Source organism: Streptomyces sp. NRRL S-118, from assembly GCF_000716335.1.
Lineage (GTDB): Bacteria > Actinomycetota > Actinomycetes > Streptomycetales > Streptomycetaceae > Streptomyces.
Genome location: NZ_KL591018.1, coordinates 62,642 through 77,059 on the forward strand (window position 1 = coordinate 62,642; position 14,418 = coordinate 77,059).

General features: G+C 71.7%; 12 protein-coding genes. 8 read left to right on the plus strand and 4 right to left on the minus strand.

Annotated elements, in window-relative coordinates:
* Positions 1–82: 82 nt before the first annotated feature.
* Both IH00_RS0126465 and IH00_RS39055 read right to left on the minus strand, forming a co-directional pair.
* Complete coding sequence (locus tag IH00_RS0126465) at positions 83–547, minus strand: pyridoxamine 5'-phosphate oxidase family protein (RefSeq protein ID WP_039947443.1); 465 nt, start codon at positions 545–547, stop codon at positions 83–85.
* A gap of 152 nt (positions 548–699) precedes the next feature.
* Positions 700–1,026 (minus strand): STAS domain-containing protein, encoded by a 327-nt coding sequence (locus IH00_RS39055; RefSeq protein ID WP_052411655.1) that lies wholly within the window; start codon positions 1,024–1,026, stop codon positions 700–702.
* Between the two features lie 373 nt (positions 1,027–1,399).
* Between IH00_RS39055 and IH00_RS0126475 the strand changes: the two genes are divergently transcribed.
* On the plus strand, positions 1,400–2,128 hold the full coding sequence (locus IH00_RS0126475) for a response regulator (protein ID WP_031077850.1): 729 nt from the start codon (positions 1,400–1,402) through the stop codon (positions 2,126–2,128).
* Between the two features lie 249 nt (positions 2,129–2,377).
* Here the strand turns inward: IH00_RS0126475 and IH00_RS0126480 are convergent, their stop codons facing one another.
* The gene (locus IH00_RS0126480; protein ID WP_031077853.1) at positions 2,378–3,250 is read right to left on the minus strand and encodes a universal stress protein; all 873 of its coding nucleotides are present in this window, start codon (positions 3,248–3,250) and stop codon (positions 2,378–2,380) included.
* A 264-nt stretch (positions 3,251–3,514) separates the two neighbouring features.
* Between IH00_RS0126480 and IH00_RS0126485 the strand changes: the two genes are divergently transcribed.
* The 5 genes from IH00_RS0126485 (at position 3,515) to IH00_RS0126505 (ending at position 11,621) form a co-directional block, all read left to right on the plus strand.
* Positions 3,515–4,405 (plus strand): universal stress protein, encoded by an 891-nt coding sequence (locus tag IH00_RS0126485; protein ID WP_031077855.1) that lies wholly within the window; start codon positions 3,515–3,517, stop codon positions 4,403–4,405.
* A 227-nt stretch (positions 4,406–4,632) separates the two neighbouring features.
* Positions 4,633–6,900 (plus strand): formate C-acetyltransferase, encoded by a 2,268-nt coding sequence (gene pflB / locus IH00_RS0126490; protein ID WP_031077856.1) that lies wholly within the window; start codon positions 4,633–4,635, stop codon positions 6,898–6,900.
* Positions 6,897–7,625 carry a pyruvate formate-lyase-activating protein gene (gene pflA, locus IH00_RS0126495; RefSeq protein ID WP_031077858.1) on the plus strand — a complete coding sequence of 243 codons (729 nt, stop codon included), beginning with the start codon at positions 6,897–6,899 and terminating at the stop codon, positions 7,623–7,625. Before pflB ends, pflA begins: the two co-directional genes overlap by 4 nt.
* 319 nt (positions 7,626–7,944) lie before the next feature.
* On the plus strand, positions 7,945–8,682 hold the full coding sequence (locus IH00_RS0126500) for an ABC transporter ATP-binding protein (protein ID WP_039947444.1): 738 nt from the start codon (positions 7,945–7,947) through the stop codon (positions 8,680–8,682).
* A gap of 2 nt (positions 8,683–8,684) precedes the next feature.
* Positions 8,685–11,621 (plus strand): ABC transporter permease, encoded by a 2,937-nt coding sequence (locus tag IH00_RS0126505; protein ID WP_031077862.1) that lies wholly within the window; start codon positions 8,685–8,687, stop codon positions 11,619–11,621.
* On the opposite strand, the gene IH00_RS0126510 is transcribed toward IH00_RS0126505, so the two are convergent.
* A complete protein-coding gene (locus IH00_RS0126510) occupies positions 11,611–11,859 on the minus strand; it encodes an MBL fold metallo-hydrolase (protein ID WP_031077865.1) in 249 nt (82 codons plus the stop codon). The two genes, IH00_RS0126505 and IH00_RS0126510, sit on opposite strands and share 11 nt — an antisense overlap.
* 220 nt (positions 11,860–12,079) lie before the next feature.
* Here IH00_RS0126510 and IH00_RS0126515 point away from each other — a divergent pair, with 220 nt between their 5' ends.
* Both IH00_RS0126515 and IH00_RS0126520 read left to right on the plus strand, forming a co-directional pair.
* A complete protein-coding gene (locus tag IH00_RS0126515) occupies positions 12,080–13,150 on the plus strand; it encodes a zinc-dependent alcohol dehydrogenase family protein (protein ID WP_031077866.1) in 1,071 nt (356 codons plus the stop codon).
* Between the two features lie 351 nt (positions 13,151–13,501).
* A complete protein-coding gene (locus tag IH00_RS0126520; RefSeq protein ID WP_031077867.1) occupies positions 13,502–14,401 on the plus strand; it encodes a universal stress protein in 900 nt (299 codons plus the stop codon).
* The last annotated feature ends 17 nt before the right edge of the window (positions 14,402–14,418 follow it).

Consider the following 14,418-nt stretch of genomic DNA (forward strand, 5'->3'; position numbering starts at 1 on the left):
CCACATGCCCCCGTGGGCGCGCTGTGGTGGGCGCCCAGGTTCAGCCCGTCCTCCTGGCTCGCCACCTGCCCCCGTGGGCGCGCTACGTCGTGAGCTGCAAGCCCGTCACCAGGTCCGGCCGGATGCGCAGCGCGGCGTTCATGCCCGGGTGCTCCACCCAGGGGCGCAGGCGGGCCGCGAAGAGCGCGAGTTCGCCGGCATCGGTGACCCGGTGGGCGTAACCGGTGACCACCACGCTCCAGCCGATGTGCGTCTCCGGATCGATGACGTCGGCCTCGTAGGCCACCACGACACCCGTCGCTTGGGTAGGTGCCACGATGGAGGCGAGCGTCGCGCCGTCGTGCAGCTGGACGATGATGTCGTCGCCGTCCATGAGGTGGTTGACCGGGCGGACGGCCGGCAGGGCCTGCTGGGTGAAGACGATGCGCCCCAGGGAGACGGTGCCGAGGAGCCGCAGAGCCTCCGCGCGGTCGAGCTGCGCCATACGCCGGGGCGCCACCGCCCCGGGGCGGTCACCCACCGTTCGATGCGTGGCTTCGTCCTTCATCGCGCTCACCTTCTGCTCACGGCTCGGTCCTCGGGCACTTGGGTGCCTGCAGCCAGCGTCTCCTGGGCCTGACCGGGGCAATAGGGCCGAACGGACCCTTGGGTCCGGGCCGGATCGCCGGCCACGGCAGCAGGTCCCGCGCCCCGGAGCGGTCACGCGAAGGAGCAGAACACCGTACGGTCCACGCCCAGGGCGCGGATGACGCGAGCGGGAAGTCGCTGGATACGGCACAGCTTCAGGCGAACACCGGCCGCCACACAGCGGCGGTGCATACGGAGGAAGAGGGTGACGCCGGAGCTGTCACAGAAGGTGACGTCGGTGAGGTCCACCATCAGTTCACGCCCCGCGTCGCCGACGAGACGGGTCAACTCCGTCTCGATGCGAGCGACGGTGCAGAGGTCGAGCTCCCCGGCCAGGGCGACGGCCACCCTGCCGGGGTCCAGCGGGGTCGTGGTCAGGCTGATGGGGGTCGTCGTCATGGCGGCCTTCCTCCGTACAGGCGATCTCCGGGGCCCTGATCGCCCCGGCCGTGCCGGCACACGAAGTCCAGCAGGAAGCGCATCGAGAACGGCAGACGCGGCGGGTCCCTACCAGTGGGCCGAAGGTCCCTCGTCGCCGGCGACCCGCCGAAGCGTGACGAGTGGCGAGGCCACGTGCGCCACAGCCGTACGGCGGGCCCACCTGCCGGTGCCGGATCCTGCCGGTCGCATGAGACGTGACCGTGCAGGGCAGCAGATCTCCAGGGCGTGACCATGGACCAGGGCCGTCCGGCCCTGGTGGGAGGTCCCACTGAGCGGCACCATGCAGGTGGATCCGCCGACGGCGGATGACACGGCGAACACGGAGTGTGCGATGACGGACAGCAGCGGAGGCCCCACCGAGAAGGAGCCGGTCAAGGTCTTCCTCCTCGACGACCACGAGGTGGTGCGCCGAGGTGTGCACGATCTGCTGGACGCCGAACCCGACCTGACCGTGGTCGGGGAGGCCGGCACGGCCGAGCAGGCACTCGTGCGCATCCCCGCGCTGCGCCCGCAGGTCGCCGTCCTCGACGTGCGGCTGCCGGACGGCGACGGGGTGAGTGTCTGCCGCGAGCTGCGCTCCCGCATGCCTGACCTGGCCTGCCTCATGCTGACGTCGTTCGACGACGAGGAAGCGCTGCTCGACGCGATCATGGCCGGTGCGTCGGGCTACGTCCTCAAGCAGATCACCGGTACCGACCTGGTCAACGCCGTCCGCACGGTCGCCTCGGGACAGTCCATGCTGGATCCCGGGGCCACGGCACGGGTCATGGCCCGCCTGCGCGGTGGGGCGCAACAGCCCGAGGAACCGCAGGGCCTGCCCGGTCTGACGGAACGCGAGCGGGAGATCCTCGCCCTGGTGGGGGAGGGGCTGACCAACCGTGAGATCGGCAAACGGCTCTATCTGGCGGAGAAGACGGTCAAGAACAACATCTCCCGCCTGCTGGCCAAGCTCGGTGTCGAACGCCGTGTGCAGGCCGCCGTCATCGCCACCCAGGCGCTGGGAGCCCGGGATGGCAAGGGAGGCTCGGCGTCGGAGCGGGAAGGCCGCCCGCGGTACTGACACCGCGTTACGAGCACCGCCGGAGACACGGACCCGCACCGACGCGACAGCCCCTGGCGGCGCCTTCTCCAAGGCGTCGCCAGGGGCTGCTGTCCATGCACCGTACGCTCGGACTCCTCGTGACCACGGGACGCCGTGCCCGATGGCATGACTCGGCCTCCTCCCCGCCACGTACCGTTCCCGCTCCCTGCGACGGGGGCGTCCGTGCCGGCACAGCCGCGAGGCCGTGCCGGCAGGGGCCACGACGAGTCAGTCGTGCGGGACGACCGCGACGGGGCAGGGGGCGTGGTGCAGCGCGGCGTGGGCGACCGAGCCGATGCGGGTGCCCACGGGGCCGCGGCGCGCCCTGCGGCCGACCACGAGCAACTCCGCGTCCGACAGGGCCGACAGCAGCACCTGCCCCGCGCTGCCGATCTCGACGTGCTCGGTCACCGGGACGTCCGGGAACCGCTCGCGCCACGGCGCCAGGGCCTCCGTCAGCGCCTTCCTCTCGAACGGTTCCAGCCCTCCCGCCTCGTCCGCGAGGCGCATCGAGCCGGGGCTGTAGGCGTAGATCGGCGGCAGGCTCCACGCCCTGACCGCGCGCACCGCCGCGCCGCGGGCGGCCGCGGCCTCGAAGGCGAAGCCGAGCACCGCGTCGCTGTCCTGCGGCGTGCCCTGCTGGCCCACGACCACCTCGCCGCCCACCGCCCGGACCCTCTGCCCGTCCCGGGCGCGCACGGACACCACCGGCCGGGCCGATGCGGCGATCACCTGCTGACCGTACGAGCCCAGCAGGAAGCCCATCAGGGCGCCGTGTCCCCGCGAACCGAGCACCAGCATGCCGGAGCCCTCGGCCTCCCGCAGCAGCACGGCCACGGCCGTGTCCTCCACCACCTCGGAGGCGACGGCGAGGTCCGGGTACCTTCCGGCGACGCGCGTCACCGCCTCCCGCAGCACGGCGTTGGCCGACGTTGCCTGCGTCTCCCTGTCCTGCACCACGGGCACGTCCAGCGGCTGCCACAGCCAGGCGTGCACGACGCGCAACGGCACGCCGCGCAGCACGGCTTCGTTCGCCGCCCACTCGGCCGCGGCCAGGCTCTCAGCGGATCCATCCACTCCTACGACGACGGCGCGGGTCATGGGAATGCCTCCATACGGCTCGACGGGCACGACCACTCCGGCCGGCTCTCCGTTCCCCAGCATCGGCGGGACGGCCCTCACCCGCCGAGGGCCGGTCGGCCCTCCGTCCCGGCCGTTCGGGCCGTGAGGCGGTGGCCGCAACCGCTCCGTCGCGTGAACGAGGACCACTGTCCTCCGGCAGGGACTTGTGGCCTCCTGTGCGGCCGGCCCCGGCCGACCACTGTGGGAGGCGCAGTTCTCCCCCCTTCCCCCAAGGAGCCCTCCATGTCTCGCACCGTCACCGTCGGCCTCGACGGATCCCGGGAAAGCCTCGCTGCCGTGGACTGGGCCGCCGAGGAGGCAGTACGTCGCGCGGTGCCCCTGCGCCTGCTCCAGGCCTGGTGCGGCGACGGTGACCCGCGCACGCTTCTCGTCGACCCGGCCGTGGCACGCGGCTGGGGGGAGCGGACACTCGGTACGGCGGAGAGGCGGCTGCGCCGGCGCCACCCGACCCTCGACGTCGAGACGGCATGGACCTCGAACGACACGGTCGAGGCGCTCTGCGCGGCCGGCGACGAAGCGGAACTGCTGGTACTGGGCTCCCGCGGCCTGGGCGGCCTGGCAGGGTTCCTGGCCGGGTCCGTCTCGCTGGCCGTGCTGGGCCGCGCCCGCCGTCCCGTCGTCCTCGTCCGCCCGCACACCCACCGGGCGTCCGGGGCGGACGACCCGTCCCGGGCGGAGGACCCGGCGGGGGAGATCGTGATCGGCCTGGACGTGGCGAGCCCGGGTGACGAGGTGCTCGCCTTCGGCTTCGCCGCGGCCGACCGGTACGCCTGCGGACTGCGGGTGCTGCACAGCTGGGCCGTCCCGACGATCTACGGACCCGACATGTGGGGCGCCCTGCCGCTGCTGATGACGGAGGTGGCCCAGGACGCGCGCCGGGCGCTCGACGAGGCGCTGGCCCCGTGGACGGACAAGTACCCGGACGTCCCCGTCGTCCGCGAATGCCACCAGGGCCGGCCCGCGCAGGCCCTCGCCGAGGCCTCGCGGGACGCCCGGCTGATCGTCGTCGGACGCCGCAACCGGAGTGCGCGGATCGGCACCCACATCGGCGCCGTCACTCACGCCGTCATCCACCACTCCCTGGCTCCCGTCGCCGTCGTGCCGCACGACTGACGGTGGCGTCGGCGGGCCGGCACGGAACGCGGTCGGAGACGGCCGGCCGCCCGCCCCGGCCCCGCCCTCGGGACCACCGGCCCTCCCTCGTCCGGCACACAGGGACCGTTCGGCGGCTCCACCAGCCTCTTCGGCTCTGCCGCCGCCGTACGGCAGGCGACGACCATCGAAGGTGAGGCCACGGGCTCACCCGCCCCCGCCCGCCCCGGCACCCTGGAGATGACGAGATGACTGTGACCGTCCGGCCCCCGGCCGGCGCCGACCCCACCGGTATCGCGTGGCACGGTTTCACCGGTGACCAGTGGCGGCGGCACATCGACGTCCGCGAATTCATCCAGGACAACCACACGCCGTACGAGGGCGATGCCGCGTTCCTGGCCGGTCCCACCGACCGCACCCTCGCCGTATGGCACACCGTCACCGCCCTCCTCCCCGAGGAGCGACGCAAGGGCATCCTCGATGTCGACACCGCGACGCCCTCCACCATCACCTCCCACGCGCCCGGCTACATCGACCGGGACCAGGAGCTGATCGTGGGACTGCAGACCGACGCCCCGCTGAAGCGGGCCATCATGCCCAACGGCGGACTGCGCATGGTCGAGAACGGCCTGCGCGCGTACGGCTTCGAACCGGACCCGTTCGTCACCACGGTCTTCGGCACCTACCGCAAGACCCACAACGACGGCGTCTTCGACGCCTACACCCCCGAGATGCTGCGCGCCCGCAAGGCCGGCATCATCACCGGCCTGCCCGACGCGTACGGGCGAGGCCGGATCATCGGCGACTACCGCCGCGTCGCGCTGTACGGGACCGGCCGGCTGATCGAGGCGAAGCGCGCCGAGCGGGCGCGGCTGGACGGCATCCCGTCCGCGCAGGACGTGATCCGCGACCGCGAGGAACTGGCCGAGCAGATCAGGGCGCTGAGCGAGCTGGAACGCATGGCCGCCTCCTACGGCTGCGACGTCTCCCGGCCCGCCGCCACCGCGCACGAGGCCGTCCAGTGGCTGTACCTGGGCTTCCTCGCCGCGGTGAAGGAGCAGAACGGCGCCGCGATGTCCCTGGGCCGCACCTCCACGTTCCTGGACGTCTACCTCCGGCGTGACCTCGACGAGGGGGTCATCGACGAGAGCCGCGCCCAGGAGCTCGTCGACGACTTCGTGATCAAGCTGAGGATCGTGCGGTTCCTGCGCACTCCGGAGTACGACTCCCTCTTCTCCGGTGACCCGACGTGGGTCACCGAGTCCATCGGCGGCATCGGAGAGGACGGCCGGCCCCTGGTCACCCGCACCTCCTTCCGTTTCCTGCAGACCCTGTACAACCTCGGCCCCGCCCCGGAGCCCAACCTGACGGTGCTGTGGTCGCCCCGGCTGCCCGAGGGCTTCAAGCGGTTCTGCGCCCAGGTGTCCATCGACACCAGCTCCCTCCAGTACGAGTCCGACGACCTCCTTCGCCCCCGCACCGGCGACGACACGGCCATCGCCTGCTGCGTCTCCGCGATGGCGGTGGGCAAGCAGATGCAGTTCTTCGGCGCCCGTGTCAACCTGGCCAAGGCCCTGCTGTACGCGATCAACGGCGGCCGCGACGAGATCACCGGCGAGCAGGTCGGCCCCCCGACGGCCCCGCTGACCGGCGAGTACCTCGACCACGACGAGCTCGCGAAGGCGTACGACACGATGCTGGACTGGCTGGCCGCCACCTACGTCGACGCGCTGAACGTCATCCACTACATGCACGACAAGTACGCCTACGAGCGCATCGAGATGGCCCTGCACGACCACCCCGTGCACCGCACCATGGCCTGCGGCATCGCGGGCCTGTCCGTGGCCGCGGACAGCCTCTCGGCCGTCAAGCACGCCCGGGTGCGGGTCATCCGGGATGCCACCGGGCTCGCCGTCGACTACCGGGTCCTGGGCGACTACCCGGCCTACGGGAATGACGACGACCGTGCCGACGACATCGCCGTCGGCCTCGTCCGCTCCTTCATGGCCAAGGTGCGCCGCCACGAAACGTACCGGGGCGCCGAACACACCCAGTCGGTACTGACCATCACCTCGAACGTCGTGTACGGCAGGCACACCGGCAACACCCCCGACGGCCGCCGCGCCGGCACGCCCTTCGCCCCGGGCGCCAACCCGATGAACGGCCGCGACCACCACGGCATGGCGGCGTCCGCCCTCTCCGTCGCCAAGATCCCCTACGACCAGGCACGCGACGGCATCTCCCTGACCTCCACCATCACACCCGAGGGCCTGGGCCACGACCCCGCGGAACGCGCCGGGAACCTCGTGGGCATCCTTGACGCCTACACCGCCGCAGGCGGCTTCCACATGAACGTCAACGTCCTCGACCGGGCCACGCTGCAGGACGCCATGGAGCACCCGGAGAAGTACCCGGACCTGACCATCCGCGTCTCCGGATACGCCGTCAACTTCGTGCGACTCACACGCGAACAGCAGCTGGACGTCATCAACCGCACGTTCCACGGTGCCCGATGACCACCGGCCGCATCCACTCCTGGGACCTGTCCACCGGCGTGGACGGGCCCGGAACCCGGTTCGTCCTCTTCCTCAACGGCTGCCCGCTGCGCTGCCTGTACTGTGCCAACCCCGACACCTGGCATCTGCGCGACGGACAGCAGGTCACCGTGGACGACGTCGTCACCCGCATCGAACGGTACCGCCGGTTCACCGGCCTTGCGGGCGGCGGAGTGACCCTCACCGGGGGCGAACCCCTGCTTCAGCCCGCCTTCACCGCCGAAGTGCTGCGCCGATGCAAGGAGCTCGGCCTGCACACCGCCCTGGACACCTCCGGAGCCCTCGGCCGCCGGGCCGACGACGCGCTCCTGGCCGACACCGATCTCGTCCTGCTCGACATCAAGTCCTTCGACGCCGACGTCCACCGGCGCCTGACCGGCGGCCACCTCGCCCCGACTCTCGACTTCGCCACCCGGCTGAACCGACTGGGCGTACCCGCCTGGATCCGGTACGTCCTCGTCCCCGGCTGGACCGACGACCCCGCGGCCATCGACGGCCTAGCCGGCTTCCTGACGAAGTTGGACAACGTCGACCGGGTCGACGTCCTCCCCTTCCACAAGCTCGGCGCATCCAAGTACGACGCGCTCCGCATTCCCTTCCCCCTCCGGGACAACCCGGGCCCCGACGGCGCTCTGGTCGATCGCGTACGCCAACAGTTCCGCGACCACGGCCTCCGTGCGCTGTGACCGACAGCGACCCCTCGCAGGGCGCTGGTCCCGCAGGACGCGGAAGATGGCCGACCGGCTGGTGACCGAGGCCGTGGAGCGGGCTCGGACGGCGGGCCCCGAGCGGGAGCGGGAAGTCCGGCGGGAATGCGTGCGCGTGACGTGCCGGCGGAAGCGGGCACACGAGGACCACGCCCCGCCGCGCCCCCTCGCGTCGGGGCTTCGAGCTTCCCCGGAGGCTCGTGCGCGCATGGGGATGCATGCACGCCAGGGCCCCTTGGCCCCGGTGCAGGCCGTGCGGCTCTTGCCGAGAGCGCATGTGTCGGCCTGGTATGGACGCATGGACATTCACCAGCCACTCCTCATCGCGACCGGAGTGCAGAAGGTCTACCGGACGGGATCCGTGGCGGTGCCCGCCCTGCTCGACCTGGACCTCACGGTGAGCCCGGGCGAGCTGGTCGGCGTCATGGGCCCGTCCGGGTCCGGGAAGACGACCTTGCTGAACTGCCTGTCCGGCCTGGACGACATCGACGGCGGACGGGTGGTGGTCGACGGCCATGACCTGTTCGCCATGTCGGACGCGGCTCGGACCGAGCACCGGGCCCGGACCATGGGCTTCGTCTTCCAGGCGTTCAACCTCATTCCGGTCTTCTCCGCCGTCGAGAACGTCGAGCTTCCCCTGCTGCTCGTCGGCACCCGGCCTCGCGAGGCCAGGCGCAGGGCTCTGGACATGCTCGACCGGGTACGGCTCGGTCACAGGGTCGGCCACAGGCCCAGCGAGATGTCGGGCGGTGAACAGCAACGGGTGACCATTGCCCGAGCTCTGGCCGGCCGCCCGGCGATCGTGTGGGCGGACGAGCCCACCGGCAACCTCGACAGCGCGATGGCCACCCAGGTCATGGACCTGCTCTGCGAGCTGAACCATGACGAGGGCCAGACGATCGTCCTGGTCACCCACGACAGCGCCATCGGTGACCGCGTCCCCCGGCTGATCCGTATGCGGGACGGCCGGCTCGTCGACGATGTCCGCCGACACGTCACCCTGTCCGGCACCACAGCCGATCCACCCCGGGGCTGACCATGTACCCCGACCTCCTGGCCCCGCTGCTCATCATCCTCGCCATGGCGCTCGCAGCCCTCCTGCTGGTCGCCCTCAGGCAGCCGGTCTCCCGTCGGCTCGCCTTCCGCCAGATGGCCCGCCGCAAGACCGAGGCCGCGCTCGTGATCAGCGGATCGGTGCTCGGGACGGCCATCATCGTCGGCGCCCTGGTCGTCGGTGACACCCTGAACTTCTCGGTACGCCAGGAGGCGTACCGGACACTCGGTCCGGTCGACGAGCGCGTGATCACACCTCCCGGTCCGGCCGGACGCACCGCCGTCGACCGTCTGGGCGCACTGGCCGCGCATCCCGATGTCGACGGTGTGCTGCACGCCGAGGCCACGCAGGCCGCCGCGACCAGCCGCCCCGGCGGCAGGCCGGTCGCCGAACCACGTGTGCTCGCCTGGCAGATGGACTTCCCGGAGGCGTCCCGCTTCGGAGCGGCGGGAGGCGACTCGGGGCTCGACGGTGTCAATCCGAAGCCCGGCCACGTCGTGCTCAACGACCCACTGGCCCGGTCACTGCGGACAGGGCCCGGGGAACGGATCACGCTGTACCTCTTCGGGACACCGCACACGTTCCGTGTGGAGCGTGTGGTTCCGCAGGAAGGCCTGGCAGGCGTGGGACTGGGCGGCAGGCTCACCCGTGACGCGTTCCTGCCTCCCGGCACTCTCACCGCCGCTGCCCTCGAGGCCGGAGCGGAGCCGCGCTCGGTCACCTTCGTGTCCAACCGCGGCGGTGTCGAGGGCGGCGATGCGCTGACCGGCGAAGTGACCGCCGATATCCGCCAAGCGCTGGGCCCGCTCGCCGGCCAGGCCGCTATCGAGACGCCGAAGCACACCGTGCTGCGGGACGCCAAGGCCGCCGGCGACTCCCTCGGCGCCCTTTTCCTCATGATCGGCAGCTTCAGCATCATCGCAGGTGCCCTGCTGCTGGTGAACATCTTCGTCATGCTGGGAGAAGAGCGGAAACCCCAGATGGGCATGTTGCGGGCCGTCGGTATGAAGCGCTCGCGCATGATCGGTTCCTTCACCCTCGAAGGGGCCGCCTACGCGCTGCTGTCCGCGCTGCCCGGGGTCGCCATCGGCGTCGGCATCGGCTGGGGGGTCGCCGTGGTGGCCGCGGAGATCTTCCGCGGCTGGGCGGTCGGCGGGAGCAGTATCGAGATCGTCTTCGCCGTCACCCCCACCAGCGTCCTCAACGGCGTGGCCATGGGCCTGCTGATCGCGTTCCTGGCGATCCTGGCGACGACCGTGCGGATCAGCCGGTTCAACATCATCGCCGCCATCCGTGACCTTCCACCGGGAGCGGGACGGGCACCTCGCCGCAGGTTGTTGATCGTCTCGAGCACGCTGGCCCTGCTGTGCGCGTTCGCGGCCGTTCCCGCCGTCGCACGCAGCCAGGCAGAGCAGACCTACCTCATGCCCGCCCTCGCCATCGCATTCGCCACTCCCGCCCTGCTGCGGGTGCTGCCGAGGCGCACGGCCACCACGCTGGTGGCGGCGGCGGTGCTCGGCTGGACGCTGCTGGCGCCCGTCATCCGGCCGCGGATCTTCGACACGCCGTCGATGTCCGTCTACGTCATCCAAGGCAGCCTGGCGGCGTTCTCGGCCGTGTTCCTGGTCAGCGAGAACCAGAAAGCCCTGCTGCGACCGGTGCGCCGCTTGCTCGAACGACCCTCGGAGTCCGGCCTGGCGGCGCGGCTCGCGGTCGCCTACCCCCTCGCCAAGCGGTTCCGCACCGGCGCGACGCTGGTGATGTACACACTGATCGTCTTCGTGCTCGTGCTGCTGACCCAGATCTCGGGCGTCCTCAACGCCAGCGTCAACAGCGCCGTCGCCGATGCCACCGCCGGATACTCGCTCCGGCTGGATTACAACCCCCAGGTCGCCAGGGACCGGCTTCTGACAGACCTCCGCCGCGGCCCTGCGGCCGAAGAGATGTCCGCCGTCACCCCGCTGCTCAACGCGACCGGCCGGGCCACCGACCCCGGGCAGCGCACGAGCCTGCCGCTCGACACGGCGGTCGTCGGTGTGCCCGACGGCGTGATCACCGGTATCGCCTTCCGTGAGCGACTCGCCGGGCTGCCCGACGACGCGGCCGTATGGAAGGCCCTCGCCACCGACTCGCGGTACGTCGTCATCGACGCGCTCTTCGGCAGCACCGGCGGCCCCGCCGGCGACTACTACGACCCCGGGGACAGCCTGGCCCTGACCGATCCGCGTACCGGCCGGACCGAACAGAAGACCATCGCCGGAGTCCTCGCCAACGGAATGGTCTTCTACCCGGGCACCGGTGCCAGCTCGACGGTCTACCCCCTCGTCATGGGCGAAAGCGGCGTCCGTGACCTCTTCGGCGCACAGGCCCAGAACGCCTCCGCGCTCGTCAGGACCGGCCCCGGGGTGGCTCCCGACGCCCTCGCGACCAATCTCCAGGGCGAGCACCTGTCGTCGAGTCTGGTCGCCACCCCGATCGCGTCCGACGTGCGGCAGCAGTTCGACTCCAGCACCGCCTTCTTCCGCCTGATGCAGGGCTTCCTTGCCCTGGGCCTGCTGGTGGGTGTCACCGGTCTGGGCGTGGTCATGGTCCGCGCCGTACGCGAACGACGGCGCACGATCGGCATCCTGCGCGCCCTCGGCTTCAGGGCCCGGACGGTACAGCGCTCCTTCCTGTGGGAAAGCGCCTTCATCGCCGTGGAGGGCATCGTGCTCGGCTCCGTGCTCGGCGTGCTCACCACGTGGCTCATGTACCGCAACAGCGCCGCGTTCGAGGGCCTTGAGGGAGGCTTCCCCATCGAATGGACCAGCATCGGCGTGCTGGCGGCCGCGACCTTCGCCGCCTCACTCCTGGCCACCATCGGGCCGGCACGCCGCGCGGCTGCGATCCGCCCGGCTCTCGCCGTCCGCGTCACCGAATGACGGAAGCCGGCGGTGGCGGGCGCCGCGGCGGTACACCGCCGGCATGGTCGAGGTGCGCGTGCGTGACCACGACCGGGCGGACGTCCGCGGCGACGCGGGGGAGCGGGCGCCGGTTGCGCCGCCGCAGGCCGGCGAGACCCTGGAAGAGACCACAGTCGAGCAGGACACGCGCGTGATCGCTCCAGAGGAGGAACCTGCTGCCGGTGACCGTCCCGACGCCCCCGAGGAACGTCGGCAAGGCCGGTCGGCCCGGTGGGCGTCACCGCTGTCCGGTCCGGAAGAGCCACACCCATGATCGTTCCATCTCCGGCCTTCCGCCTCCGGTACCACGGTGGCACCGCCCGCCCGGTGAGGGAGGGGTCCGGCCGTTCCCTTCCGAAGGCCGACCGGCCCCGGCGCCCCGGGCGCGGCGGCGGGACCGTGGTTCTGTACCGCGAACAGGAAAGAAGGACGACGTCATGAAGGCACTGGTGTTCCAAGGCCCTGGTCGGACGTCCTGGCAGGACGTTCCCGACCCCGGTATCAAGGACGCGGCCGACGCGGTGATCCGCGTCGAGGCCGTCACCATCTGCGGTACCGATCTGCACATCGTCAAGGGCGACGTGCCCGACGTGACCCCCGGAACGGTCCTGGGCCACGAGGCGGTGGGCGAGGTCGTGGAGGCCGGCAGCGACGTACGGACGGTCCGGCCCGGCGACCGGGTTCTGATCTCCTGCATCGCCGCCTGCGGCCGCTGCGGGTTCTGCCGGGAGAACCGCTACGGGCAGTGCCGTGGTGGCGGCGGCTGGGTGCTCGGGCACCTCATCGACGGCACCCAGGCCGAATACGTCCGCGTCCCCTTCGCCGACCTCTCGGTGCACCCCCTGCCGAGCGCCGTCACCAGCGAGGACGCGGTTCTGCTGGCGGACATCTTCCCCACCGGCTACGAGGTCGGCGTGCTCAATGGGCGCGTGCGGCCGGGGGACACGGTTGTCGTGGTCGGGGCCGGGCCGATCGGGCTCGCCACCATCGCAACCGCCCAGCTGTACACCCCCGGGCGGATCATCGCGGTCGATCTCGCGGAATCCCGGCTCGAAGCCGCGCGCTCCATGGGCGCGGACGCCACCGTCAGCGCCGCCGAAGGCCCGGAGCAGCTGGTCATGGACCTCACCGACGGCCTGGGCGCCGATGTCGTGGTCGAAGCCGTGGGAGTGCCCGAGGCGTTCGAACAGTGCACGCGCATGGTCCGGCCGGGAGGGCATGTCGCCAACGTCGGCGTCCACGGCAAGCCGGCCGCGCTCCACCTCGAGGATCTGTGGATCAAGGACGTGACGATCACCACGGGGCTCGTCGACACCCACTCCACCCCGCTGCTGCTGCGCATGATGGCCGCCGGGAGGCTCCCGGCCGCTTCGGCGATGGTGACCCACCGGTTCGAGCTGGGGCAGATGGAGGAGGCGTACGAGGTCTTCTCCGGCGCGGCGCACACCGGAGCCCTCAAGGTGGTGCTGGGCGGCCCCAAGCACGACGAGGTCAGTGTGACCGCGTGACGAGGTGACGGCGGGCGGATACGGGTCCGACCCGGCGGCGCCCCGAGGGAGAGCGCGACCGCGGGCTCCGCAGGCGGCTGCCCGTCCCCCCGGCGCCGACTGTGCCGGCCGGCCATGAGAGGGGGCCGGTAGGCCCTGGTGGCCAGGCAGCGACGGTGATTTCCTGTAATGGACGGAAGGAGCCCCGACAGAGGCGCGGGGGAGCGGACACGAACCGTGCACCGCGCAATCAGGATCCGCGAGAAGTGGATGGGCTCCTTTCGCCTTCTGCTGTGACTGTGACTGCCCCTGCCACGGCGACATGGTCACCGGAGCCCCCCGTACAGCCGCGACGCCACCGGGAGGCGCGTCATGCGCAAGACGATCACCGCAGGCATGGACGGCTCCGCAGAGAGCAATGCCGCCGCCGCGTGGGCCGCTCGTGAGGCGCTGCTCCGGGGACTGCCGCTGACCCTGCTGCAGGCCGGCTACGAGCCGGCACTGCGGACGCGTCTGCCGGAGATCGACGTACCGGCGGAGCGTGAGGACCGAGCGCTGGACTTCATCGGCAGGAGGCTTCTGGCGGACCACCCCGGCCTGCGTCTGGTCCCCCGCCGCACTGCGGAGGCACCCACGGCGGCCCTCCTGGCGGCGGCGGAGTCCTCCACCCTGCTGGCCCTCGGATCGCAGGGGTTCAGCAGTCTGGAGGGCTTCATGGTCGGTTCCGTGGCATTGGACGTCACGGCTCGGGCGCGAGGCCCGGTCGTGCTCGTCCGCGCCGGCGAGCGGGCACAGGACGAACGTGCCCATGCCTCCTCCGGCGCGGTGTCCCCCGGCACACCGTTCCGGCGGGTCGTCCTCGGCCTCGACCTGGAGCATCCCGGTGAGGAACTGCTGTCGTTCGCCTTCGAGGCGGCGAAGGCAAGGGCTGCGTCGCTGACGGCGGTGTACGCATGGAAAGCGCCTGCTCTCCGCCTCCACGGCCGGACGGGTGACCCGGTGTCGCCGGCGGAGGCCGACACCATGCGGAACGCGACGAGGCTGTCCCTGGCCGCCGCACTGCACCCGTGGCGAGAGAAGTACCCGGAGGTGGCGGTCACGGAGCGGCTGGCCGAGGAGCGTCCCGCCCCTTGCCTGCGGCTCGCCGCCGAAGACGCGAGCCTCCTCGTCGTCGGTCACCGGGCCGACGCCGGTATGCGCCTCGGACCCGTGACGCACGCGATGATCCATCACGCGGCCTGCCCGCTGGCCGTGGTGCCCCACACCCCCTAGACCTTCCGCACCATCGG

Excerpts from the sequence above, each read along its gene's own strand:
- IH00_RS0126465 (WP_039947443.1), bottom strand. The coding sequence starts at position 547 with ATGAAGGACGAAGCCACGCATCGAACGGTGGGTGACCGCCCCGGGGCG.
- IH00_RS0126520 (WP_031077867.1), top strand. The coding sequence starts at position 13,502 with ATGCGCAAGACGATCACCGCAGGCATGGACGGCTCCGCAGAGAGCAAT.
- IH00_RS0126485 (WP_031077855.1), top strand. The coding sequence starts at position 3,515 with ATGTCTCGCACCGTCACCGTCGGCCTCGACGGATCCCGGGAAAGCCTC.
- IH00_RS39055 (WP_052411655.1), bottom strand. The coding sequence starts at position 1,026 with ATGACGACGACCCCCATCAGCCTGACCACGACCCCGCTGGACCCCGGC.
- IH00_RS0126500 (WP_039947444.1), top strand. The coding sequence starts at position 7,945 with ATGGACATTCACCAGCCACTCCTCATCGCGACCGGAGTGCAGAAGGTC.
- IH00_RS0126475 (WP_031077850.1), top strand. The coding sequence starts at position 1,400 with ATGACGGACAGCAGCGGAGGCCCCACCGAGAAGGAGCCGGTCAAGGTC.
- IH00_RS0126515 (WP_031077866.1), top strand. The coding sequence starts at position 12,080 with ATGAAGGCACTGGTGTTCCAAGGCCCTGGTCGGACGTCCTGGCAGGAC.
- pflA (WP_031077858.1), top strand. The coding sequence starts at position 6,897 with ATGACCACCGGCCGCATCCACTCCTGGGACCTGTCCACCGGCGTGGAC.
- IH00_RS0126480 (WP_031077853.1), bottom strand. The coding sequence starts at position 3,250 with ATGACCCGCGCCGTCGTCGTAGGAGTGGATGGATCCGCTGAGAGCCTG.
- IH00_RS0126505 (WP_031077862.1), top strand. The coding sequence starts at position 8,685 with ATGTACCCCGACCTCCTGGCCCCGCTGCTCATCATCCTCGCCATGGCG.
- pflB (WP_031077856.1), top strand. The coding sequence starts at position 4,633 with ATGACTGTGACCGTCCGGCCCCCGGCCGGCGCCGACCCCACCGGTATC.